This window comes from Novosphingobium sp. HNCC26BN242 (assembly GCF_057180525.1).
Genome location: NZ_JBXUGM010000002.1, coordinates 650,816 through 674,529 on the forward strand (window position 1 = coordinate 650,816; position 23,714 = coordinate 674,529).

Sequence of the window (23,714 nt, forward strand, 5' to 3'; positions counted from 1 at the left end):
AAAGGTCAACCCCACCCGATCAGGCCATTACAGGTTGGTAAACAGCGCGAAGGCTGGCAGCGTCTTGAGCAGGTCCTGCCAGAACAGCGAAAGGCCCGAAGTGCCGACCACGATCCTGTCACTTGGCAGCAAAACCGGATCGAGCATGGTGCCCGATCGGACGGCGCCGTAATCGAACTTGGCCACGGCCATACCACGTCCGGTCTGGCGGAACACGGCCACTTCGCTCAGCTTGGCCTCACGCTTCAGGCCAGCGGCCAAGGCAATTGCGCCAGAAAGCCGCGTGCCTGGCTTGAACGGATACATGCCGGGTTTTTCAACCGAACCTTCGACCGTGACAAGGTGCGAGCCGAACTGCATGACATTGGCCGATACGCGCGGTTCACGAATATCCGCCTTGATAAGCCGCTCGGTGACTGTCTTTTCCAGTTCGCGGGTGGTCATCCCATCAACCTTGATCGAACCGATCATCGGCAGCGACAGGTTGCCATCTGCGCCCACCGGGACGCTTGCGATGGAAAGATCGGGTTCAAGGAATACCGTGACCGACACGACATCGGACGGGCGCAGCATGTAGGTGCTCGATTCGATTGCGGTATAGTCTTGCTGGCCCAATGCTGCAGACGACGTCTGATCCACGAGGCCAACCCGCGGGCCGGGGCCTGCGCTGCACCCGGCAAGCACTACGGCAAGGCCGGTGGACAGGGCAAGTTTTGCGGTGCAGCGAACCTTTGGTGTTGTCATGCCGGCATTTACCCTGAGAAACTGTTCAGACAAAACTTTTGGAAATTAAGTAATATCCGCATACCGCCCAGCCCACAGAAGCGCAAGTCTCGGCACCTGTCCGCCTTTTGAACAGGCCCTTGAACAGGACTGTCCTTTCTGGACAGGGAGCAGCCGGATTGATACCGCAACGGCCAACGCAAGGACATTTCGCACCGTGCATTGTGCGCTGCACCATGCCGCTGTTTGTGATAGCGAACTTTTTGCCGCCAGGCGTGCCTGTTGCGGCATATGGCGGGTGATCGTTTGTCCTCGGGCGGAACCGGAGCTTCGGTTGAAGCCTGTGGTCTTGACCGGAGTTTTGAAGAAACATGTTGCCACAGTCTGGACTGCATCTGCCGGGCGCCATCAGCATGGTGGCTGTGCTGTTCTATGGCGGGACGGCTGCCTTGGCATTGCGCGCATGGGCAGCCACGCGCAGGCCTGCGATGGTCCGTATGATGCCGCAGTGGCATGGCCGCATCTGGTTGTTTGCCGCAGCCCTGTTCGCCTTGTGTGCGCTTTCTCGTTTGCTGGGCATCGAGGAAGGGCTTCGCACGGCCTTGCGCGGTGAACTGCAGGACGAACGGGTTTATGATGCGCGGCGCGAGTTTCAGTCTGTTGCAGCAAGTGCCATCATTGTTGCCCTGGCGCTGGGCGTGATCTTCGGTGCATGGCGGGTGCAGCAATCCGGGGTGCTGGCCCGCCGCGGCCTTTCGCGCGAAGTGCTCTTGGCTGCGGCCGCCTGTTGCGTAATGGTCGTGCTCATTGCGATTAGGATGGTGTCGCTGCACGCGCTCGACATGCTGCTTTATCGCGGACCGAAACTGAACTGGGTGGTGGACATGGGTGCCACTGTCGCCGTGTTTGCCTTCGCGTGGCGATACCCGGCTGAACTGGGCAAGGTTGCGGCAAAGATGCGGCGCACGCAGCATTCAGATCACGCCAGTGCGGATAAACTGATCGACCGCCGACGTTAACCGCGAACGGCGCGCGGCGGTTTCATCGGCCACGCTGCCCAACTCCATGGCCAGACCACGCGTGATGGCATCGCGCAGTTCGCTCTCTTCGCGCGCCACGATGATGCCAGGCCTGCCATCAAGCTGTCCGACGGTTGCCAGCTGATGATCGTTGCGATGTTCGCCAAAGCTGGCGCGGCGCGGGAAAAGCACCAACGGCTTGTTGAAGCGCTGCGCGGTCAACACTGTGCCAATGCCGGCGTGGGCCACCAACAGGTTGGTCTGCTTGATCATACCGTCAAATTCGCTGGGAGAGATGCTTTCCAGCGTCTTGATGTTCCGGGCCAGATACGTGCCCTTGCCGGTTTGGGCCACAACCGGCATCGGCAGATCGGGCGCCAGTTCATCGATTGCCCGGATCAGCCGGTCAAAGCCCAGCTGCATGCCGACGGTTACCAGAATCACAGCAGGTTCCCCGCGTAGCCCGGCCGGCCGTTATCAGCCAGATGCTCCCACTGGGTGATGCACCGGGTTGAAATGATGCGCGAGAGACGCCCGCACATCGAAAGCTTTTCCGCATTGGCCACGCTATCGATCCACAGCGTGCGCGCGCCTGTCAGCCGTCCGGCCAGCACGCAGAAAAATCCGGGTGCAGCGCCGGTGGAAATGACCACGTCGGGCCGCTGGCGCAGCACCAGCGCAAAGGCTGCAAACAGGCAGCGCAGAGAATTGAGCGGCTGGTCCTGATTGCAATCGGGCAAGATGGTGGCCGCAGCAATTCCGGCCCGGCGCGGCAGGTCGGGGTGCGTTGTGGCGAAATGCACATCGAACTGTTCCAATGTCGGGCGCAGCAGCATCATTTGCTCCCAATGCCCCCCGGCCGAAGCGGCAGCGAGTACTTTTGTCATTGCAAACTCCATTTGCGGCCCTTGAAGGCCCGGTCAATCAGTAGCATGGGGCCAGCATGATCGTGATTGTTCCGCATCGGTTGATCGTAGCGATGGCCAGCATCGGGCTCGCATTCGGGCCCTCGGCCGTTCCTGCCAAAGCGCAGGACATGCCATGGAGCGTGCGCTTGCGGCAAGACATGGCGCGGGTGCAGCAGGTTGAATGGCGGCTGCGCCAGGCGGCTGATGGCCTGTGCCGCCAGAGCGCGGCCGATATTGGCATCGCGATTGATGACCGGCGAGCCTATGCGAAAAAGGATTGGCCGCTGCTGGCGCAGACGCTGGGCATGGGGGAATGGCCGGTGGTGGCCTCGGTCGCTCCCGATGGACCTGCGGCCCGCAGCGGGCTTTTGCCCGGTGACGAGATCGTGGCGATTGCGGGGGTTCCGGTTGCTTCCATTGTCGCCCGCCGCAACCCCGGCCCGCTTGTTGCCGAGGCCATGCTCGAACAGATCGCCGTGGCCGCGCCCGATCAGGCAATTGCCCTTACCGTACGGCGCGGGGGCATCGAGACCGATATCCTGATCACCCCGGTCTGGCACTGCGCGGCACGGCTGGTGCTGGAGACCGACAGCAGCGTCAATGCCCATAGCGACACTCGCAACGTATCGGTTTCCACAGGGCTGGTAACCCTTGCGCAGAGCGATGACGAACTGGCCATGGCTGCCGCGCACGAACTGGCGCACATCATTCATGGAGATCGCAAGGGCGGCGGGATCGGCAAGCGCCGCCGCATGGAGGACGCGGCGGATTCCCTGGGATTGCAGCTGCTGCATTGTGCCCGCTACGATGCTGCGCGCGGTGTGATGCTGTTCGATCGGCTCAAGACGCGTGACTGGCTCGGCTTCCTGCGGGCGCCGACGCATCGCTCTTTTGGCAAGCGGCTGGAGCGGCTGACCAATGAGATACCCTCGCTGGCCTGCCCGCCAACGCCCAATCCTGTGCAGTAAGGCCCCGGGCAGTAAGCGCACTTGATCAGGTCCGCACACCGCTATGGCTGATGGAGTGATCTGCGACATGTCGGCAACAGGCACCAATATGGGCTGGGCAATCAAAACGCGCGGTCGTGCACAAGGACGCGGGCGGTGTTGAAGATAATGTGCAGATCGCGCCAGATCGTCCAGCCATCAAGGTATTCCAGATCGGCCTGAAGGCGATGGGCCAAATCGTTTTCCGTATCGGTCGCACCGCGCAGGCCGCGCACTTGGGCCAGCCCCGTCAGTCCGGGCTTGAGCGAGTGGCGCAACCAATAGCGGTGGTCGACTTCCCAGAACAGTTTCTGCCCGGCCAGTGATCCGATGGCGTGCGGGCGAGGCCCCACGATCGACATTTCGCCGCGCAGAACATTGAACAGTTGCGGCAGTTCATCGATGCTGGTGCGGCGAATGAAACGCCCGATCCGGGTGATGCGGTCATCGTCCTTGCTGGCCGAACGGTTGCCGGTAGCGTCCAGCTTTTCCACCCGCATCGAACGGAACTTCAGGATGGGGAAGAACCGGTTGCCGCGCCCCGTGCGCTTCTGCACGAAGAACACCGGGCCACCATCTTCCAGCTTGATCAGCACGGCCACGAGCAGCAGCAGCGGCGCGAGGGCGATCACGGCACTGCCTGCAACCGCGCAGTCGAATGCCCGCTTCACCGCGCGTGCCCGCAGGCCAAGCGGGCCGCTGGCCACGATCAGGGCGCTGTAGTCCTTGTCGCGCCGCGCGCCGATCACGCCCAGCGTGCGCACTTCAGGATCGACGATTTCACCCGACACGTTTGCGCTTTTGAACACGAGCGCCCAGGCCGCACGCCGATCAGGAGGGCAGCTGACAAGCACGCGATCCATGTTGAGCATGTAAAGCCCAAGCCGGTCCATCATGTGCGGATCGCCCAAATCGGGTGCAAGGTGATGTTCGCGCGCATCAATGTGAAAGGCATGGGCGACGCGTAAGGGAGGGCCGCTATCGTCAATCAGCAGCGTATTGGTTGCAGCCTCGCCACAGCGCGCCTGGATCAGCGGGCGGACCAGCGAACGCAGCCAGACCAGCAGGAACATGCTGAAAAAAAAGGCCAAGTATAGCCGACACGCGCGAAAATTCTTCGGTGCTCTTGGTGGCAAAGCCGACAAACAGCAAAGCCGCTTCTGCCCCCAGCATCGACATCAGCGCGCGGCGGCGCGCAAAATTGATTCGGCGCAGTGAAGTTAGCGTATAGACCTGCAAGCTGAGCGCCAGCGTCCAGTAAAGCGGCACCATGACTTGTGCATGGAGCAGCGAGTCAGATTCCAAAAAGTTGCCGAGGTATAGCCAGCTTGCCGTGCCCGTGCCTGCAAAGATGGCAATGGCATCGAACAGCAGCAAGGCGATGTAGAGTTGCAGCCGCCGTTGCTCAAGCGAAGGGGCAAGTGGCAGGGTAACGCGTTTGCGTTCTTTTGACTCGCGCATTTCGCTTGCCGGAATGTGCTTCGTCATTGCGAATTGCTGCCCCTCATGCCGGGATCGGCCTGTACAGAATCAACAGGCAGTTCCAAGCGCGTACCAGTGCTGAACGATCAGCTCTTGTTGCACTGCGGTAAAATACCTAGCGCTATTACTATAGCAAGTCCATTTTGGTGGCAAAGTGACGTTCGGCACACCGCATGGCGGAAATCGGCCACAGTCTATCGCGCCCCGGCACGCGCTATCTCCGCAAGGCCCTGTGCCAAAACAAGTTCACCATTCCGGCTGTCGGAAATCAGGTTGCGGTGCAGCATGACGAGTCGTTCGCAAAGCCGCACCAGCCGCGCACCGCGCCAGCGTGTCAGTTGCTGGGTCAGATCGGCGCGATCACGGAAGAAGACCCGCCGTGCATCACTTTCCTGCTGCATGAAGGTGTTGACGTTGCCCCGTTCCCCCATGCGGGCAGATAGCTGGACAAGTTGCGCCGCGCGACGTTCCAGGGCGAGGACGAGGCCAACCGGGTTGATGCCCTGTTCGCGCATGCGGGATAACTCGGCCGGGATGCGCCGGGTTTCTCCGCCAAGGACGGCGTTGACCAGCGGCATCATGCCATCATCTTCGTGCGTTGCACAAACAGCGTCCAGTGCTGCCGCAGTGGCCGTACACGGGCTTTGCGGGCTGGCATCCAGATAGAGCGCCAGCTTTTCGATTTCCGAACGCGCAAGACGTGTGTCGAGCGAGGCGGATCGGGCGACGCGTTCGGCAAGCTCATCGCTCATACGCACGCCCATCGCATCAGCCACCTGCCGCACATTGCCGGCAATGGCCTTCAGATCGGGCGGATGGAACATGCCGATCATGGCATCGGCACGACTATCCAGCAGCTTGGCTATCCGCGATTTGTCAGTAGCGGATGTGGCCACGATGATGACCGGCCAGCCGCCGACGGGACTTTCCAGCAAAGCTTCCACCGCGTCATGCGCATCATCGCCGGTGACGCGTACGTGGATGATTCGCTTGTCGCCAAACAGAGAAACTGACCGCGCTTCGTCCGCCAGTCGTACCGGATCGCGTTTCAGCTCGGCACCGGTCAGATCGACCTTCTCCGCCACGCCTAAGGCCGTGGTAATCAGATTGGCGATTTTGGCCGCCGCATCACTCGCCCCGGATTCATCCGGCCCGCAGAAATAGAAGATGCGGCAGTCTTTTGCGGCCCGCGCAGCGCTAGATGCAAATGTCTTTTGGGTAACTTTCACGGGCGCTTCACCACAGGCCCTTAGCGCGGCTGGCTCAGACGCACCGACACCCGGGTGACGATTTGATCGGCCACCTCCTGCGAGATATTCTCGAGCGCGGTTTGTTCAGCGGCGATAACCGCATATTCGCTGTTGACCACATCAAACCCGGCATCGGATCCGGCCGTGGCATCGAGCAGCACTTCGCCGCTTTGCTGATCGACCAGTTGATAGCGCGCGCGCAACGTCCGGCGTTCGCGCGTAATCGTGTCGTTGGAAAGCTGGCCGAGCCCTTCGACCTTGTCATCCAGACGTATATCGAGCCGGTAGCGCGTGCCTTCGCTTTTCGCGCCAGCGCCCAGCCGGTCAGCCAGAGCATTGCGCACCAGCCAGCCGGATTGCCCCTCTATCGGTGAAATCGCCACATCGGAAAGCGCGCGCGCAACCGCACCGTTGCCCCCGCCCGCATACATCGGCTGCAACCCGCATCCTGCCACCAGCAGCAGCGGCGCGCCCAGCAAAGCCAAGCGCTTAGGCAACAAGATTCACCAGACGGTCGGGCACAACAATCACCTTCTTGATCTCCGCCCCTTCCAGCGCACGCTGCACTTTCTCGGACGCAAGGGCAAGGCGCTCAAGCTCTTCCTTGGGCGTGCCCTTGGCTACGGTCAGCGTATCGCGCAGCTTGCCTTTGACCTGAATGGCGACGGTCACTTCATCATCCACCAGCAGCGCCGGGTCCACTTCGGGCCAGGCGGCATCGGCAACGAGGCCTGTGCCAAATCGCGCATAGGTCTCTTCGGCCAAGTGCGGCATCATCGGCGCGACCAGCAGCAGCACCTTTTGAATTGCGGCGGAACGGCTGGCCGAAGGCGCGGCCTTTTCAATCGCACCGGTCAGTTCGTAGATTCGCGCCACGGCCTTGTTGAAGCCCAGCGCTTCGATGTCCGACGCCACCAGTTCAACGGTCTGGTGCGCTTTGCGGTCAAGCGGCTTGTCTTCGCCGGTCGCGTTGGCATCATACTGCCCGAACAAGCGCCACAGGCGTTGCACGAAGCGTGCACAGCCCTCGATCCCGGCTTCGGACCAAGGCAGGTCGCGCTCGGGCGGAGAGTCCGAAAGCATGAACCAGCGGATCGCGTCAGCCCCGTACTTGGCGACGATTTCGTCCGGGTCCACCACGTTCTTCTTGGACTTGGACATCTTGATGACGCGGCCAACGTCAACTGGCGCGCCATCGGCCTTCAGCGTCGCGCCTTCGCTGGTGCGCTCCACTTCAAAGGGCGAGAAGAAGACGGGCTGGCCGTTTTCGAGGTTCTTCCGCTCATAAGTCTCGTGCGTGACCATGCCTTGCGTAAACAGGCTGCCGAACGGCTCGGTCACCTCGATCTTGCCGATGCGGGCCAGCGCACGCGTCCAGAACCGCGCGTAGAGCAAGTGCAGGATCGCATGCTCGATCCCGCCGATGTACTGCTCCACCGGCAACCAGCGCTTGATCGCTTCCGGGTCGAACGGGCGGTCTTCGGGCTGGCTGGCAAAGCGCAGGAAGTACCAAGACGAATCAACGAATGTGTCGAGCGTATCGGTCTCGCGCCGGGCGGGGTGGCCGCATTGCGGGCAATCAACATGCTTCCACGTCGGGTGCCGGTCGAGCGGATTTCCGGGCACATCAAACGTCACGTCCTCGGGCAGAGTCACCGGCAAGTGCTTCTTGGGCACCGGCACCACACCGCACACCTCGCAGTGGATGAACGGGATTGGCGTGCCCCAATAGCGCTGGCGGCTCACGCCCCAGTCGCGCAGACGCCACACCGTCTTGCCTTCGCCCCAGCCTTCGCCTTGCGCGCGGGCAATGACGGCGAACTTGGCGTCGGCCACGCTCATGTCGTTCAGGAAGCCCGAGTTGACCAGCACGCCGTCCCCTGCCTCGGCATCACCAGCAAAAGGCTTGTCAGCATCGGCCGGATCGGCGGCCACCACGCGCAGGATCGGCAAGCTATACTTGGTGGCGAAATCAAAGTCGCGCTGGTCATGCCCCGGCACGGCCATGATCGCGCCGGTGCCATATTCCATCAGCACAAAGTTGGCGATGTAGACCGGCAGGTCCGCGCCGGTGAACGGGTGCTTGGCGGTGATGCCGGTGTCGAAGCCCAGCTTCTCCGCCGTTTCCAGTTCGGCGGCGGTTGTGCCGCCCTTCTTGCACAGTGCAATGAAGTCCTGCGCCTCCGCGGAATTTGCGGCAAGCGCTTGAGCGACCGGATGGTCCGCCGCCACGGCCACAAAGCTCGCGCCAAAGATGGTGTCGGGCCGGGTGGTGTAAACTTCAAGCCTTTCGCCGGTCGAAAGCGTGAAGCCGAACTGTAGGCCCTGGCTCTTGCCGATCCAGTTTTCCTGCATCGTGCGGACCTTCTCGGGCCACTTGTCGAGCGTGGAGAGGCCTTCGAGCAGTTCGTCGGCAAAGTCGGTGATCTTCAGGAACCACTGGTTCAGCTTGCGCTTCTCCACCAGCGCGCCAGACCGCCAGCCGCGCCCGTCGATCACTTGCTCGTTGGCCAGTACCGTGTGATCGACCGGGTCCCAGTTGACCGTCGATTCCTTGCGATAGACCAGACCGCCAGCGTAAAGATCAAGGAACAGCGCCTGTTCGTGGCCGTAGTATTCCGGCTCGCACGTGGCGATTTCGCGGCTCCAGTCGAGCGCGAAGCCCAGCCGCTTCAGCTGTGCTTTCATGTTGGCGATATTGTCGCGCGTCCAGCCGCCGGGGTGGACACCCTTTTCCATCGCCGCGTTTTCGGCCGGCATGCCGAAGGCGTCCCAGCCCATCGGATGCAGCACTTCAAACCCGCGCATCCGCTTATAGCGCGCCAGCACATCGCCCATCGTGTAGTTACGCACGTGGCCGATGTGGATGCGCCCAGAGGGATAGGGGAACATCTCAAGCACATAGCTGCGGGGCTTCGTGCTGGCATCATCAGCGCGGAACGATTGTTGTTCATCCCACACGTGCTGCCAGCGAGTGTCAGCAGTTGCAGGGTCAAAGCGCTCGGGAGTAGCGGTGTTCTCGGTCATGCGCGCTCCTCTAGGCAGCGCGCATCACTCGCGCAAGATTCGCCTGCAATCAGCCCGTAACAGAAGCGCGGCGCAGATCGCGGGCCTTGGTCAGGATAATGTCTTCCAGCTTCTGCACGGTGGCGGCCTGCACCGGTGCATCCACCCACTGCCCGCCTTGCGACGTCTGGCGGCTGGCCGCCACGCGCAGCGCATCGGCGCGCAGATCCTGATCGACGATCGAGACGGTAACCTTCACCCGCTCAACGGGGTTTTTCGGATTGGTGTACCAATCGGTCACGATCACGCCGCCGTTGCTGTCAGTCTGCAGCAGCGGCATGAACGACAGTGCGTCCAGCGTGGCACGCCACAGATAGGCGTTGACCCCGATGGTAGTGACCTGGCTTGCCGCCAGATCGGCCTTGGGGCGCTCCTTCTTGCCGCAGCCAGTGGCCAGAACGGCCATCGCGCCGATCATGATACCCCGAAGGATCATCTTGCGGGTTTGGTGCCGGGCATTGATGGCAGGGGCAGTGGTCGTCTTGGTCACTACTAAACAGTCCTTGGCTTGGCACGTGCCCGGCACGGGGCATTGCCGCAGGTTTGCGCGCGTGTGAGCGCGCGTTATCGAACAGAGCCTCTATCACCGGCGCGCGCCCTGCGGCAAGCACGATGAACGCAGGCCGCCAGCGCACAGGGACAAAGGCCGGTGTCCAACTGAACCAGCGCTGAATTTTGCCCTCGATGAATTTGAAATTGGCACATGTGGCGCCAAGGGTTGGGAGGTGCACACCGGAAAGAAAAGCGCCCATGCCGGACTTTGTTATGCCGGATTCTGTGGAGAATGCGCCACACCCCAGCGGCAAGAGTCCGAAAAAGTGCAAAAAGTAGTGCCAGCAGGCTGGAAACCTGCCGCGTTCGTGCGTAGTGCCGTATTAGATAAAGCGCTTGCATGAATCCCCAGTTCGGAGTTCATGTGATCGCAACCAAAGCAGCGATATAAGACCTGTCTGCACCAGTTCCGCGCGAGCGGTCCGGTAAAGGGCAGGAACCAGGGTTAGGGTCATAGGGTAAAGCGATGTTCGGCAAGGGCAAAAATTCGGCGGCAAAGGGTGCAAAGCGCCTTCGCCTGCCTGCTGCCTGGAACGCGGCCCTGCGCAACTCGCTCGTTCTGGGTGCTGCCATGGGCGGTGGCCTGCTCGCTGCGCCTACTGTAACTTCTGCATTTTCAAGCGGCTTTGATGCCGCGCCTGTGAGCCTTGCCGCACGCGGCGGTATTGGTTCGTTCACTCCCGCTTCGGTGGATGAGCGGCTGGCCTCACAGATTACGGTGCGGGCGCTGAAAAGCGGCAAACTGTTCCGTTTCACTCCTGCAGGTTCGGACAGCCGTCCGAATCGTTCTGTCACGGTCGCCGTGCGTGTCGATTCGCTCGGTTCGCGTGCGTTCTCGGTCCGCCAGGGTGTGACTGAGGGCGCTGCGCCTGCTGCGGCTTCTTCGGTGCGGATCGCGCCGATGGCGTTCAACCTTGGCATGGCGCGCGGTTATGCCAGCTTCGCCTCGCCTGCGGCGCCTTCGTTGATTTCAGCAACCGGCAGTTCCAGCCTTGGCAACATTCCCCGGATCGCCATGCCTGATCTTGCCAAGTTCAAGGTTGTGACACCCGCTTCAAAGCCCAGCCGCTTTGCCCCCCGGATTGAGGCTGAAGGCCGCGATCAGGCAGGTCGTGCGCCGCATACGCTCGAAGGTCAGGGCGATTATCAGGTTGATCTCGGCGGCAGCTACCGTCTGACGCGCAACCTGAACGTGACCGCTGGTGTGCGTTATTCCCCTGAACGCGATCGCTTGCTGCCGCTGACTGATGGCAAGCAGGACAATCAGGCCGTCTATGTCGGAACCCAGTTCCGGTTCTGATTGTTGCAGCAATATAGGCTGCACTCTGACTCTTCCTTTTTTTCGATAAATTTTGATTGCCACGTTGTGTTGCTGCGCGTTGCTTTGCAGCAATTCGATGCTGCGACCGCAGCATTTGCGCATTTCGTAACTTGTCGCATCCCATTCACCAACCTACCGTAACGACAAGTGGAAACTTGGGAGGTTGTGAATGGCGCGAGTTGCAGTTGTCACCGGTGGTACGCGCGGCATTGGTGAAGCCATATGTTTGGCGCTCAAAGCGCACGGGCGCACCGTGGTCGCCAATTATGCTGGGAATGAGCAAAAGGCGCAGGCCTTTACCGCAGCAACCGGGATCCCTGCCTACCGCTTCGATGTGGGCGATCATCAGGCCACGATCGATGGCTGTGCGCGGATTGCCGCCGAAGTGGGCGACATCGATATTGTCGTGAACAACGCCGGAATCACCCGTGATGGCGTGCTCCACAAGATGAGCTTCGATGATTGGAACGAGGTCATGCGCATCAATCTGGGCGGATGCTTCAACATGGCCAAGGCCACTTTCCCCGGCATGCGCGAACGTGGCTGGGGCCGCATCGTGAACATCGGTTCGATTAATGGCCAAGCGGGCCAGTATGGTCAGGTCAACTATGCCGCCGCCAAATCAGGTATCCACGGCTTTACCAAGGCCTTGGCGCAAGAAGGCGCAAAATATGGCGTCACCGTCAACGCCATCGCGCCGGGCTATATCGATACCGATATGGTCGCTGCCGTCCCGCCTGCTGTGCTGGAAAAGATCGTGGCCAAGATCCCGGTTGGCCGTCTTGGTCAGGCCAATGAAATTGCGCGGGGCGTGGCATTTCTGACCGCAGAAGATGGTGGCTTTGTGACGGGCTCAACCATGTCGCTCAACGGCGGCCAGCATATGTATTGATGAACAAGGAGCCTCCCTGTTTTCACTAAGTGCAAACGGGGAGGGGGACCATCCCGAACGTGTTCCGGGGTAGTGGAGGGGCTTCTGAACGGTAAACCCCTCCGTCAGCCGCCTCCGGCGTCTGCCACCTCCCCGTTTGTGCTCCGTAAAAACAGGGAGGATCTTTGCCCACGCCCTATCATCCACCCGTCAAGCGTTCGGTAGAAATCGCAGGTCACAAGACCTCGATCAGCCTTGAACCCTTGTTCTGGGAAATGCTTCGAGCGGCGGCAGCGGCAGAAGGTGTGCCGGTCAATGCGCTTGTTGCGCGGATTGATGCGGAACGGATTGTCAGCGCCACGCCGCCCGGCCTTGCTGGAGCCATTCGCATCTGGCTGGTATCACCACGAAACCTTGCCGATGGTCACGCGCGTCAAGACGCCACCGGCACTGGCACGTCCTGAGCCGGAACCGTAGCCTCGGGCAGGTCCGGCAATGGCCGCTTGTCCAGCATTTCGGCCGCAGCATCCAGCGCCTTGGCCTCATCCGGCGAAACGCCGCCGGGGGTCTTGTCTTCGGCTGGGCCACAGCTTGCGAATGCCGCCAACATCGCCGCCAATAGCGAGATGTGCAGAGTGCGTTTGGCAGTCATGTGGCCCGTGCCTTTTCCATATTTACTGCGCTGGTGCCGCTTCGCCCTCTTCGGCAGCAGCTTGAGCGGCGGCGGCAACAGCGGCCGCGTTATTGGCAGTATCCAGCACGGCATTGGCTTCGGCATCGGCCGCAGCAGAAGCATCCACCACCGGGGCCGGGGCAGGCGCTGCTGCCGAAGGTTCCATGGCTGGAAGTTCATCGGCGGGCATTTCGACAGTATCTTCCTGCGCCGCTTCAGAAGCGTCATCCGATTTGCCGCAGGCTGAAAGGGCAAGGGCAGCGGCAGCGACGATTGCCAGACTTGGGTACTTCTTCATCAAATCACCTTTCCTGTGGCCCACGGGCAGGGCCGATCCGGTGCAGGCTGGCTGGACCGGCAAGTGTCTGCGTTCTAATGGCGCGGCGCGGCCAAGGCAAACGCAACATGCCGATGCCTTGCCATTAGTATGTGTTGCTAACAGTCTATATAAAGCGATCCTTATATCCGTTGACACGTATAAAGATTTCTTTATATCCCTTGTTCATGGCCATTCACGACGCCATTCGCGCGCTTGATGATCCAACGCGCCTGCGCATTTTGCGCCTGCTCGCCAGCATGGAACTGGCGGTTGGCGAAGTTGCGCAAGTGCTGGGGCAAAGCCAGCCGCGCGTTTCCCGCCATATCAAGATCCTGTGCGATTCGGGTCTTGCCGAACGGCGCAAGGAAGGCGCGTGGGTGTTCCTGCGCAGTGGCCTTGCCGAAAGCTCTGACAATCCGCTGACCGCCGCCATCGCCCGCCTGCTCGATGTCGCCGAACTGCAAGATACGTCGTTTGCCCGCCGTTGTGCAGAAGATCGCCAGCACTTGGATGCGATCCGCGCTGCCCGTCAGACCCACGCACTCGAATGGTTTTCCCGCCATGCCGAAGAGTGGGACGAGTTGCGTTCGCTCCACATCGCCGATGGCCCGGTCGAGGCCGCGCTCACCGAAATGCTGCTTGGCCTTGCGGGCAATGCGGGGCGTTCTGAAGAAGCCCAATTGGGCCGCTTGCTTGATGTCGGCACCGGCACCGGGCGCATCGCCGAACTGCTGGCCCCCCATGCCGCACATGTTGTCGCCTTTGACAAAAGCCCGGACATGCTGCGCATCGCACGTGCGCGCCTGCAACACTTGCCCGCGGAAAGCGTGGAATTGGCGCAAGGCGATTTTGCGCAATTGCCGTTCCCCGCGCGCAGTTTCGATACCGTCCTGTTCCATCAGGTGCTGCATTATGCGCAAGCGCCAGAGGCCGTGCTGGCCGGCGCGGCCCGCGTCACCGCTCCGGGCGGTCACATCGCCATCGTCGATTTCGCCGCGCATGACCGCGAAGACCTGCGCCAGACTCACGCCCACGCACGCCTTGGCTTCTCTGATGCCCAGATCGAAGCCATGCTGCGCGATTCAGGATTTATCCCGCAGCAGACCCGCGCGCTGGCGGGCCACGAACTCGTCGTCAAGCTGTGGACCGCTACCCGGCGCGAAACCACTGTGACTGAAGACAATGTGACCACGCTTGAACCGCGCCAGAACCGGAAATCACAATGAACGCCAGCCCCATCAAAACCAGCTACGATCAGTTACGCGAAGCCCGCACCGCGCTCGATACCCCGCTATTTGCAGGGCTTCCGGGCGATATCAACGTGTCGTTCGAATTCTTCCCGCCCAAGACTGATGCCTTGATGGTGCAGCTGTGGGACGTGGTGGAAACGCTCGCCCCGTTCGCGCCGCACTTCGTATCGGTGACTTATGGCGCGGGCGGCTCCACCCGCGATCGCACCCACGGCACCGTTGCCCGCATTATCAAGGACGCCAAGCTTCCCGCTGCCGCGCACCTGACCTGCGTCGATGCCACCAAGGCCGAAATCCGCGAAGTGGCCGAAAGCTACTGGGAAGCAGGCGTGCGCCACATCGTCGCCCTACGCGGAGACATGGGCGCTCCCGGCGTTCCCTTCACCCCGCACCCGGAAGGCTATGCCAACGCTGCCGAACTGGTCGCAGGGCTGAAGACCATCGCCCCGTTCGAAATCTCGGTGGCGGCCTACCCCGAATCGCACCCCGATTCGCCCAGCCAACACGCCGATATCGACAACCTGAAGCGCAAGCTTGATGCCGGGGCCACCCGCGCCATCAGCCAGTTCTTCTTCGAACCCGAAACCTTCTTCCGCTTCCGCGACAAGCTCGCCGCTGCTGGCATTGATGCCCCGGTCCTCCCCGGCATCCTGCCCGTGTCGAACGTGGCGCAAACCCGCAAATTCGCCGCCGCCTGTGGCGCTGCGATCCCGGCGTGGATGGACGGCCTGTTCGAAGGGCTCGATACGCACCCCGGTTCGCGCCAGCTCGTCGCCGCCACCATCGCCGCCGAATTCTGCCGCCGCCTCTATGCGGGTGGCGTACGCGATTTCCACTTCTACACCCTCAACCGCGCCGAGCTGTCGTACGCGATCTGCCACCTCCTTGGCCTTCGCCCGACCCGTCCTGCGCTGGAGAAAGCCGCGTGAGTCTTACCCCATCAACTGCCCGCGCCGCCTTCCTTGAACAGGCAAACCAGCGCATCCTCATCACCGATGGTGCATTCGGCACCGAGATCCAGAACTTCAAGCTGACCGAAGCCGACTATGCCGGAACGCTGGGCCTGGCCAAGGATCAGAAGGGCAACAACGATATCCTCGCGCTGACCAAGCCCGAAGTGCCTGAGTCGATCCACCGCGCCTATTTCAATGCCGGGGCGGACATCGCCGAAACCAATACCTTCAGCGCGAACCGCATCAGCCAGGCCGATTACGCCGCCGAACACCTCGTGCGCGAAATCAACGTGCAATCGGCGCAACTTGCTCGCCGCGTCGCTGACGAATTCACCGCCAAGGATGGTCGCCCCCGCTTCGTCGCCGGGGCCATCGGCCCGACCAACAAGACTCTCTCGCTTTCGCCGGACGTCAACGACCCCGGCTATCGCGAAATCGATTGGGATCACTTGGTCGATGTCTATGCCGAGCAGGTCCGGGCGCTGGTCGAAGGCGGCGCAGACTTCATCCTGATTGAAACCGTGTTCGATACGCTGAACGCCAAGGCAGGCGTCATGTCGGTCCGTCAGGTCGAAAAGGAACTCGGCCGAGAAATCCCGATCATGATGTCGATGACGCTGACCGACCTTTCGGGCCGCAACCTTTCTGGCCACACGGTCGAAGCGTTCTGGTATGCCATCCGCCATGCCAAGCCGCTCACCATCGGCCTCAACTGCTCGTTCGGTGCCACCCAATTGCGCCCGCATGTAAAGACGCTGTCCGAAATCGCCGACACGCTGATCATGGTCTATCCCAACGCCGGCCTGCCCAATGAACTGGGCGAGTACGACGAAATGCCCGCCACCACAGCGGGGCTCGTCAAGGAATGGGCCGACCATGGACAGGTCAACATCCTCGGCGGCTGCTGCGGCTCCACACCCGCACACATCGCCGCGATGGCGCAGGCGGTGCAGGGCTTGCCCGCCCGCAAGATGGCTGTGCCCGAAACAGTCACGTGCTTGGCAGGCCTCGAACCGTTCATCATGGCTGCGTGACGGCATCCACCTCTCCCGTTCGTGTCGAGCGAAGTCGAGACACGGGCGCACCAACGTGTCTCGACTTCGCTCGACACGAACGGACAAAAATACAGTGACTGCTAACAACACCCCATCCGGCTCCCGCTTCGTCAACGTCGGCGAACGCACCAACGTCACCGGTTCTGCCGCGTTCAAAAAGCTGATCCTTTCCGGCGATTACCCCAAGGCCGTCGAAGTCGCGCGCCAGCAGGTGGAAAACGGCGCGCAGGTGATCGACGTCAACATGGACGAGGGCCTGCTCGACGCGGTCGAAGCGATGACCACCTACCTCAAGCTGATCGCCGCCGAGCCGGACATCGCCCGCGTGCCGGTAATGATCGACAGCTCCAAGTGGGACGTGATCGAAGCAGGCCTGAAATGCGTTTCGGGCAAGCCCATCGTCAATTCGATCTCGATGAAGGAAGGCGAGGAAGCCTTCCTCACTCACGCCCGCAAATGCATGGACTATGGCGCTGCCGTCGTCGTCATGGCCTTCGACGAAAAGGGTCAGGCCGACACCAAGGAGCGCAAGGTTGAAATCTGCGCCCGCGCCTATGATTTGCTGGTCGGCATCGGCTTCCCGCCCGAGGACATCATCTTCGATCCCAATGTCTTCGCCGTCGCCACCGGCATCGAAGAGCATGACAACTACGGCCTCGATTTCATCGAAGCCACGCGCGAGATCAAGGCGCGCTGCCCGCACGTCCATATTTCGGGCGGCCTTTCCAACCTCTCGTTCAGCTTCCGTGGCAACGAGATCGTGCGCCGCGCGATGCATTCAGTGTTCCTCTACCACGCGATCCCGGCGGGCATGGACATGGCCATCGTCAATGCTGGCCAGCTCGACATCTATGACCAGATCGACCCGGTGCTGCGTGAAGCCTGTGAAGACGTCGTGCTCAACCGCCGCAAGGTGGCCGAAGGCGAACAGACCGCCACCGAACGCCTGATCGAACTGGCTGAAAGCTACAAGGGCAAGGACGTTATCGCCGAAAAGGCCGCCGAGGAATGGCGCGGCTGGGACGTCGTGCGCCGCCTTGAACACGCGCTGGTCAAGGGCATCGACGCCTATGTCGTCGAAGACACCGAAGAAGCGCGCGTTATGATCGACGCACGCGGTGGCCGCCCGATCGAAGTGATCGAAGGCCCGCTGATGGAAGGCATGAACACGGTTGGCGATCTGTTCGGATCGGGCAAGATGTTCCTGCCGCAGGTGGTCAAATCCGCCCGCGTGATGAAAAAGGCCGTGGCCCACCTAATCCCCTTCATCGAAGCCGCCAAGCAGCCCGGGGCCAAGGCCAAGGGCAAGATCATCATGGCCACGGTCAAGGGTGACGTTCACGATATCGGCAAGAACATCGTCGGCGTGGTCTTGCAGTGCAACGGCTACGAAGTGCTCGATCTTGGTGTGATGGTGCCGTGGTCCACGATCCTTGACACCGCGCAGAAGGAAGGTGTTGATATCATTGGCCTGTCCGGCCTGATCACGCCGTCGCTGGATGAAATGGTCACCGTGGCTGAGGAAATGAAGCGCGCCGGAATGAGCATTCCGCTGCTCATCGGCGGAGCCACCACCAGCAAGGTCCACACCGCACTGCGCATCGATCAGGCGTATGACGGCCCGGTTGTTCATGTGCTCGATGCCAGTCGCGCGGTTGGCGTCGCCTCGCAGCTGCTGTCCGATACGCAGGCCGATCCGTTCATCAAGGCGACGGCGGCAGATTATCAGCATGTACGCGATGCGCGCGCGGGAAGGGGGGCGGCAAAGCTGCTCAGCCTCGAAGATGCGCGGCTTAATGCTTATGCACCCGACTTTTCAGAAAAGGCCCCGCCGCCCGAACAACCTGGCCGCCATGTGTTTGACAGCTGGGATCTGGATGATCTGGTCGATTGCTTCGATTGGACGCCGTTCTTCCGTTCGTGGGAACTGGCCGGAAACTGGCCGGGTATTCTTGAAGACGAAGTAATCGGCGAATCCGCGCGCGGACTCTATGCCGATGCCCGCGCGATGCTCGAAAAGATCATTTCGGAGAAGTGGCTGACGGCGCGCGGCGTCGCCCAGTTCTGGCCTTGTGCGCGCCATGGCGATGATGTGGTGATCCACCCGCATGACGATGAACTCTCGGTCCGCCTGCCGTTCCTGCGCCAGCAGGTGATAAAGAGCCGTGACCGCGCGAACTTCAGCCTTGCCGATTTCATCGATCCGCAGGGTGACTGGATCGGCGGCTTTGCGGTGGGCATCCACGGCATCGATGAACATCTGGCCCGTTTCAAGGCGGACAACGACGACTATTCGGACATCCTGCTCAAAGCTTTGGCTGACCGTTTCGCAGAAGCCTTTGCCGAACGCCTGCACCAATATGTCCGCACCACGCTCTGGGCCTATGCGCCGGGTGAACAGCTGACCAACGAAGCCTTGATCAAGGAACAATACCGGGGCATCCGCCCGGCACCCGGCTATCCGGCCTGCCCGGACCACACGCTAAAACCGATCCTGTTCGATCTGCTCGATGCGACCGAAACGGCTGGCATCACCTTGACGGAATCGCAGGCCATGCTGCCCACCTCGGCGGTGTCGGGCTTCTACTTCGCCCACCCCGAAAGCCAGTACTTCGGCGTTGCCACCATCGGTCGCGATCAGCTGGAAGACTACGCCGTCCGTAGGGGCATGGACTTGGCCGTCATGGAACGCTGGCTCCGCCCGAACCTCGATTGATCCCTGAAGGCCCCCTCCTCTTCGAAGGAGGGGTTCTTCGCCCTCACCAACGAAAAAACCGCTCCCCCGCGAAGGCGGGGGCCTCGGTGGTGTTAAGGAACGTCAGCGTAAACCGCCTGAGGCCCCCGCTTTCGCGGGGGCGCACGACTCCCCGCCCGCTCGTCCTGAGCTTGTCGAAGAACGCTGAGCCTCGCACCACGCTCAGCCAAAGCAGCAACGCCCCTTCGTCCCGGCTTGCCTTGCAGGGCTTGGCAGCGCTACCAATACACCATGGGCACCACCGAAATCTTCCTGATCGCGCTAACGATTATCCTTGCCGTGCCCTACCTTGCGTGGCGGCTGTTGCGCACCGATTACTGGGCACCGCTGGTGGTGGTGCAGATCGTTGGCGGCATCCTGCTCGGCCCCGGCGTGCTGGGCGCGGCCTTTCCCGATTACTACGCTTTCGTGTTTAACCCGCAGGTCATCGGATCGCTAAATGGCATCGCGTGGTGGGCCGTGATGATGTTCGTGTTCGTGGCGGGGCTGGAACTCGACATATCGGACGCTTGGGCCAACCGGCGTGAGACGACGATTACCGCGTCGTGCGCGCTGATCACGCCGCTGGTATTCGGCGCTGCCGCGGCTGCGCTGCTGCTGCAGACGCCCGGCTGGATCGGGCCGAATGGCAATTTTGGGCAGGTCGTGCTCGGCATCGGCATGGCCTGCGCGGTCACCGCGTTGCCCATCCTTGTGCTGCTGATGGAAAAGCTCGGCATCTTCCGCGAACCGCTGGGCCAGCGCATCCTGCGCTATGCCAGCCTGGACGACATTGCGATCTGGGGCGTGCTGGCGCTGATCCTCGTCGATTGGGAGCGGGTGGGCCGACAGGTCATCTTCCTCGCAGCCTTCTCGTTCGCCTCATGGGCAGTGCGCGCGCTGTTCCGGCGCCTGGAAGAAAACGACCGGTGGTACGTCTCGCTCGTCTGGCTCGCTCTGGTCGGATTTGCGGCGGACTGGTCGGGCCTGCACTTCATGGTCGGCGCATTCCTTGCCGGAGCCGTGCTGGATGCGCCCTGGTTCTCGCGTGATCGGCTCGATGGTTTCCGCCAGTTCCTGCTGCTGGCGGTCATGCCCGTATTTTTCCTGTCCACGGGCCTTCGCACCAAATGGGACGTGGGCGGCGTTGCCGTATTCGGCGCTGCCTTCCTGTTCCTTGCCGCTTCGGTTGCCGGAAAGCTGGCAGGCATCCAGCTTGCAGGCCGCCTGCTCGGCTGGGCCAAGGGTGAAGCCTCGATCATCGGCTGGCTGCTGCAGACCAAGGCGCTGATCATGATCATCTTCGTCAATGTGCTGCTGGACAAGGGCATCGTCACCAACGAGACGTTCACTGCGCTGCTGCTGATGGCCGTCCTCAGCACAATGCTGACGGTGCCGATGGTCACGCCAAAGCTGCGCCGCTTGACCGGTGCGATGGCGAGTGGGTCAACACAGCGATCTCGAACGGTTCGTTGATCTGGCGCATTCTGAACGACACCTGGCAGCACCGATCGGCCTTCAGCCTGCGCCAGCAAGCACGCTGGACGTGATAAATGGCCGAACATCCTTGGCGTGATGGCGGCTGATCTGCCATAGCGACCGAGTGACGCTCTCTGCCCTCGATTTTGCCCCGTCTGTTGTGCTCGACCGCCTGCATGCGGTGTTTGGCTTCTCCGCCTTTCGTGGTGTGCAGGCCGATGTAGTGGACCGGGTGCTGGCGGGGCGCTCAACCTTGGCGGTCATGCCGACAGGGGCCGGGAAATCGCTGACATATCAGTTGCCTGCGGTCATGCTGCCGGGGTGCTGTGTGGTTGTCTCGCCGCTGATCGCGCTGATGCACGATCAGTTGCGCAGCGCAACTGCCAACGGCATCCGCGCCGCGACCCTGACCAGCGTGGATCTGGACCGCGGGCAGACCATCGAGCGGTTCCTGTCGGACGATCTCGACCTGCTCTATGTCGCGCCGGAACGCGCCAGCCAGCCGCATTTCCTCGAGATGCTGCGCCGGGGCCGCGTGGCGATGTTTGCGATTGATGAAGCGCATTGCGTTTCGGAATGGGGCCACGATTTCCGCCCTGATTACAGGCTGTTGCGCCCGCTGATGGACGCGTTCCCCGATGTGCCGCGTCTGGCGCTGACGGCCACGGCGGACCGGCACACGCGGGCGGATATCCTGACGCAGCTGGGCATTCCCGAAGAGGGACTGATCGTTGCCGGGTTTGACCGGCCCAACATCCGCTATGCCATCGTGCCGCGCGACAATCCGCTGCGGCAGCTGATGGCGGTGATGGCCGAGAACCCCGGTCCCGGCATCGTCTATGCCCCGACGCGGGCGCAGGTCGAGAAGCTGGCCGGGCAACTGGCCGCAGGCGGGCGCGAGGTGCGGCCTTATCACGCGGGGCTGGATGCGGCAGTACGCGCGGCCAATCAGGCGGCGTTTGTGGAATCCGAAGACATGGTGATGGTGGCGACGGTCGCCTTCGGCATGGGCATCGACAAGCCCGATGTGCGCTTTGTGGCCCATGCCGCCTGTCCGAAAAGCATTGAGGGCTATTATCAGGAGACGGGCCGCGCCGGGCGCGATGGCGATCCGGCAGTGGCGGTGATGCTGTGGGGTGCGGAGGATTTTATCCGCGCGCGGCAACGGATTGCGGAAGTTGAGGAACACCGCCGCGCAGGGGAGTGGACGCGGATCGATGCGCTGGCGGGGCTTGTGGAAACCCCGCACTGCCGCCGCGCGCTGTTGCTGCGCCACTTTGGCGAGAATCCGCCGCCGTCTTGCGGGAATTGCGACAATTGCCTGAATGCGCCGGGGGTTACCGATGCGACCGAGGTGGCGCGCAAGCTGCTGTCGGCGGTCTATCGCACCGGGCAATCGTTTGGCTTTGGCTATGTGGAAAAGGTGCTGACCGGCGTTGCTGATGAACGCGTGACGCAGCGTGGGCACGATCAATTATCGGTGTTCGGGATTGTCACCGCCGATGAAGCGCCGCTGCTGCGGCCATTGGCGCGGGCGTTGCAGGCGCGCGGGGCGCTCGTGGCGACCGAACACGGCGGCCTGGCGCTGGGCGGAGAGGCGCGGGCGATTTTGAAGGGCGAGGCCGAGGTGCCGCTGGTGCTGGTGCTCAAGAAAGAGGGCCGGACTAGTAGGCGCGGGCGGGGCGGCGATGGTGCCGCGCTCAATCCCGTGGGCGATCCGGTGTTCGATGCGCTGCGCGCGCTGCGCCGTGATCTGGCGCGGGAGGCTGGTGTGCCGCCTTATGTGATCTTCCACGATTCGGTGCTGCGCGAGATGGCGGCTTCGCGGCCGGGGACTTCGGTTGAGCTTGGCCAGATTGGTGGCGTGGGCGCGCGCAAGCTGGAGGCTTATGGCGACCGGTTTCTGGAGGTTTTGCGGCAGTTTTGAATTAAAAGCTTCGTCATCCCCGCGCAGGCGGGGATCCAGAGAGTTGCTGCGAGTCCTTTGTTGCTGGATTCCCGCCTGCGCGGGAATGACGCGGCATAAACTTAGGCCTCAGTTCACAGTGCCCTGTGCAATCGGTTCTTCAGGATCGTGCAGCGGCATGCCGCGGGTCTTCCAGAGCGAGAACGCCACGCCGCCAGCGATGATCGCGAAGGTGACGCCAAGGCTGAGCGCCGGGGGGAATTTGGCCCCGCCCAGCAGGAAATCTGCAACGAAGATCTTGCTGCCGATGAACACCAGCACGGCGGCCAGCGCATACTTGAGGTAGGCGAACCGGTCGATCATTGCAGCCAGCGCGAAGTAGAGCGCGCGCAGGCCGAGGATGGCCATGATGTTCGAGGTATAGACGATGAAGGTGTCGGTCGTGATAGCAAAGATTGCAGGCACCGAATCGACCGCGAAGACCAGATCGGCCAGGTTGATCACCACCAGCGCGAGGAACAGCGGGGTGGCAGCGCGCACCATTTTCCCCGTCTTTTCATCGGGCACTTTCACGAAGAAATGCTGATCGTGCAGTTCCTTGGTCACGCGCATGTGGCGGCTGATCCAGCGGACGACCGGGTTGTTGCCGATGTCGGGATCATGATCGTTGGCGAAGAACATCTTGATGCCGGTGAACACGAGGAACGCGGCGAAGATGTAAAGCACCCAATAGGCCTGTTCCACCAGCGCCGCACCGCCCGCGATCATCGCGCCGCGCAGGAAGATTACGGCTACGATGCCCCAAAGCAGGGCGCGATACTGATACTTTGGCGGGATCGCGAAGAAGGTGAAGATCAGGCTGATCACAAAGACGTTGTCGATGGATAGCGCCTTTTCGATGAAAAAGCCGGTGTAGTACTTCATGCCAAGGTCTGCGCCCTTTTCGGCCCAAACCCATACGCCGAACAACAGCGCAATAGTGATGTAAAAGGCGGTCAGCCGCAGCGATTCGCCGATGCCCATGGCCTTGTCCTCCTTGTGGAGGACGCCAAGATCGAACGCAGTAAGCGCCACGACGAGGCCGATGAAGGCGAGCCAGAACCAGGCGGGTGTGCCCAGCCAATCAGACATCAGCCAGTCTGCAAACAGGAATTCCATCTATACTCT

General features: G+C 61.9%; 23 protein-coding genes. 11 read left to right on the top strand and 12 right to left on the bottom strand.

Features of this window, described 5'->3' with window-relative positions; translation table 11 throughout:
* Positions 1-27: 27 nt before the first annotated feature.
* Positions 28-744 carry a polysaccharide biosynthesis/export family protein gene (locus tag AC2A1F_RS10735; protein WP_484208742.1) on the bottom strand — a complete coding sequence of 239 codons (717 nt, stop codon included), beginning with the start codon at positions 742-744 and terminating at the stop codon, positions 28-30.
* A gap of 350 nt (positions 745-1,094) precedes the next feature.
* On the opposite strand from AC2A1F_RS10735, the gene AC2A1F_RS10740 reads away from it, so the two are divergent.
* Complete coding sequence (locus tag AC2A1F_RS10740; RefSeq protein WP_484208743.1) at positions 1,095-1,742, top strand: hypothetical protein; 648 nt, start codon at positions 1,095-1,097, stop codon at positions 1,740-1,742.
* Here the strand turns inward: AC2A1F_RS10740 and AC2A1F_RS10745 are convergent.
* Both AC2A1F_RS10745 and AC2A1F_RS10750 read right to left on the bottom strand, forming a co-directional pair.
* Positions 1,698-2,186 carry a glycosyltransferase gene (locus AC2A1F_RS10745; RefSeq protein WP_484208744.1) on the bottom strand — a complete coding sequence of 163 codons (489 nt, stop codon included), beginning with the start codon at positions 2,184-2,186 and terminating at the stop codon, positions 1,698-1,700. The genes AC2A1F_RS10740 and AC2A1F_RS10745 overlap by 45 nt on opposite strands.
* Positions 2,183-2,629 (bottom strand): glucuronosyltransferase, encoded by a 447-nt coding sequence (locus tag AC2A1F_RS10750; RefSeq protein WP_484208745.1) that lies wholly within the window; start codon positions 2,627-2,629, stop codon positions 2,183-2,185. The genes AC2A1F_RS10745 and AC2A1F_RS10750 overlap by 4 nt, the downstream gene beginning before the upstream one ends.
* 56 nt (positions 2,630-2,685) lie before the next feature.
* Here AC2A1F_RS10750 and AC2A1F_RS10755 point away from each other — a divergent pair, with 56 nt between their 5' ends.
* Complete coding sequence (locus AC2A1F_RS10755; protein WP_484208746.1) at positions 2,686-3,618, top strand: PDZ domain-containing protein; 933 nt, start codon at positions 2,686-2,688, stop codon at positions 3,616-3,618.
* Between the two features lie 101 nt (positions 3,619-3,719).
* Here AC2A1F_RS10755 and AC2A1F_RS10760 read toward each other — a convergent pair whose 3' ends face one another.
* The 6 genes from AC2A1F_RS10760 to AC2A1F_RS10785 all read right to left on the bottom strand — a co-directional run bounded on the left by AC2A1F_RS10760 (position 3,720) and on the right by AC2A1F_RS10785 (position 9,852).
* Positions 3,720-4,709, bottom strand: coding sequence for a sugar transferase (locus tag AC2A1F_RS10760; RefSeq protein WP_484208747.1), 990 nt, complete (start codon positions 4,707-4,709; stop codon positions 3,720-3,722).
* Positions 4,621-5,124 (bottom strand): hypothetical protein, encoded by a 504-nt coding sequence (locus AC2A1F_RS10765; protein WP_484208748.1) that lies wholly within the window; start codon positions 5,122-5,124, stop codon positions 4,621-4,623. Before AC2A1F_RS10765 ends, AC2A1F_RS10760 begins: the two co-directional genes overlap by 89 nt.
* Positions 5,125-5,312: 188 nt before the next feature.
* Complete coding sequence (holA, locus tag AC2A1F_RS10770) at positions 5,313-6,347, bottom strand: DNA polymerase III subunit delta (protein WP_484208749.1); 1,035 nt, start codon at positions 6,345-6,347, stop codon at positions 5,313-5,315.
* A 20-nt stretch (positions 6,348-6,367) separates the two neighbouring features.
* Positions 6,368-6,799, bottom strand: a complete 432-nt coding sequence (gene lptE / locus AC2A1F_RS10775) for an LPS assembly lipoprotein LptE (RefSeq protein ID WP_484209026.1) — start codon at positions 6,797-6,799, stop codon at positions 6,368-6,370.
* Positions 6,800-6,857: 58 nt separating this feature from the next.
* Positions 6,858-9,395 (bottom strand): leucine--tRNA ligase, encoded by a 2,538-nt coding sequence (gene leuS, locus AC2A1F_RS10780; protein WP_484208750.1) that lies wholly within the window; start codon positions 9,393-9,395, stop codon positions 6,858-6,860.
* 49 nt (positions 9,396-9,444) lie between these two features.
* On the bottom strand, positions 9,445-9,852 hold the full coding sequence (locus tag AC2A1F_RS10785) for a DUF3576 domain-containing protein (RefSeq protein ID WP_484209027.1): 408 nt from the start codon (positions 9,850-9,852) through the stop codon (positions 9,445-9,447).
* 600 nt (positions 9,853-10,452) lie between these two features.
* Between AC2A1F_RS10785 and AC2A1F_RS10790 the strand changes: the two genes are divergently transcribed.
* From AC2A1F_RS10790 to AC2A1F_RS10800, 3 genes are all read left to right on the top strand, one after another.
* A complete protein-coding gene (locus AC2A1F_RS10790) occupies positions 10,453-11,286 on the top strand; it encodes a hypothetical protein (RefSeq protein ID WP_484208751.1) in 834 nt (277 codons plus the stop codon).
* Positions 11,287-11,476: 190 nt separating this feature from the next.
* Positions 11,477-12,199, top strand: coding sequence for an acetoacetyl-CoA reductase (gene phbB / locus AC2A1F_RS10795; RefSeq protein ID WP_484208752.1), 723 nt, complete (start codon positions 11,477-11,479; stop codon positions 12,197-12,199).
* Positions 12,200-12,363: 164 nt separating this feature from the next.
* Complete coding sequence (locus AC2A1F_RS10800; protein ID WP_484208753.1) at positions 12,364-12,642, top strand: ribbon-helix-helix domain-containing protein; 279 nt, start codon at positions 12,364-12,366, stop codon at positions 12,640-12,642.
* Here the strand turns inward: AC2A1F_RS10800 and AC2A1F_RS10805 are convergent.
* Together AC2A1F_RS10805 and AC2A1F_RS10810 are read right to left on the bottom strand one after the other, a co-directional pair.
* Complete coding sequence (locus AC2A1F_RS10805; RefSeq protein WP_484208754.1) at positions 12,612-12,830, bottom strand: hypothetical protein; 219 nt, start codon at positions 12,828-12,830, stop codon at positions 12,612-12,614. The two genes, AC2A1F_RS10800 and AC2A1F_RS10805, sit on opposite strands and share 31 nt — an antisense overlap.
* 22 nt (positions 12,831-12,852) lie before the next feature.
* Positions 12,853-13,149 (bottom strand): hypothetical protein, encoded by a 297-nt coding sequence (locus tag AC2A1F_RS10810; protein WP_484208755.1) that lies wholly within the window; start codon positions 13,147-13,149, stop codon positions 12,853-12,855.
* 206 nt (positions 13,150-13,355) lie between these two features.
* On the opposite strand from AC2A1F_RS10810, the gene AC2A1F_RS10815 reads away from it, so the two are divergent.
* The 6 genes from AC2A1F_RS10815 (at position 13,356) to recQ (ending at position 22,568) form a co-directional block, all read left to right on the top strand.
* On the top strand, positions 13,356-14,396 hold the full coding sequence (locus AC2A1F_RS10815) for an ArsR/SmtB family transcription factor (protein WP_484208756.1): 1,041 nt from the start codon (positions 13,356-13,358) through the stop codon (positions 14,394-14,396).
* Entirely contained in the window at positions 14,393-15,349 is a 957-nt protein-coding gene (metF, locus tag AC2A1F_RS10820) for a methylenetetrahydrofolate reductase [NAD(P)H] (RefSeq protein WP_484208757.1), read from the top strand. The genes AC2A1F_RS10815 and metF overlap by 4 nt, the downstream gene beginning before the upstream one ends.
* Positions 15,346-16,407: a homocysteine S-methyltransferase family protein gene (locus tag AC2A1F_RS10825; RefSeq protein WP_484208758.1), complete on the top strand. Its 1,062-nt coding sequence runs from the start codon at positions 15,346-15,348 to the stop codon at positions 16,405-16,407. Before metF ends, AC2A1F_RS10825 begins: the two co-directional genes overlap by 4 nt.
* Before the next feature lie 94 nt (positions 16,408-16,501).
* Positions 16,502-19,144, top strand: a complete 2,643-nt coding sequence (gene metH / locus AC2A1F_RS10830; protein WP_484208759.1) for a methionine synthase — start codon at positions 16,502-16,504, stop codon at positions 19,142-19,144.
* A gap of 270 nt (positions 19,145-19,414) precedes the next feature.
* Entirely contained in the window at positions 19,415-20,638 is a 1,224-nt protein-coding gene (locus AC2A1F_RS10835; protein WP_484208760.1) for a cation:proton antiporter, read from the top strand.
* Between the two features lie 127 nt (positions 20,639-20,765).
* Complete coding sequence (gene recQ, locus AC2A1F_RS10840; protein WP_484208761.1) at positions 20,766-22,568, top strand: DNA helicase RecQ; 1,803 nt, start codon at positions 20,766-20,768, stop codon at positions 22,566-22,568.
* Positions 22,569-22,676: 108 nt separating this feature from the next.
* Here recQ and AC2A1F_RS10845 read toward each other — a convergent pair whose 3' ends face one another.
* Positions 22,677-23,705 carry a TerC family protein gene (locus tag AC2A1F_RS10845; protein WP_484208762.1) on the bottom strand — a complete coding sequence of 343 codons (1,029 nt, stop codon included), beginning with the start codon at positions 23,703-23,705 and terminating at the stop codon, positions 22,677-22,679.
* Positions 23,706-23,714 lie beyond the last annotated feature (9 nt).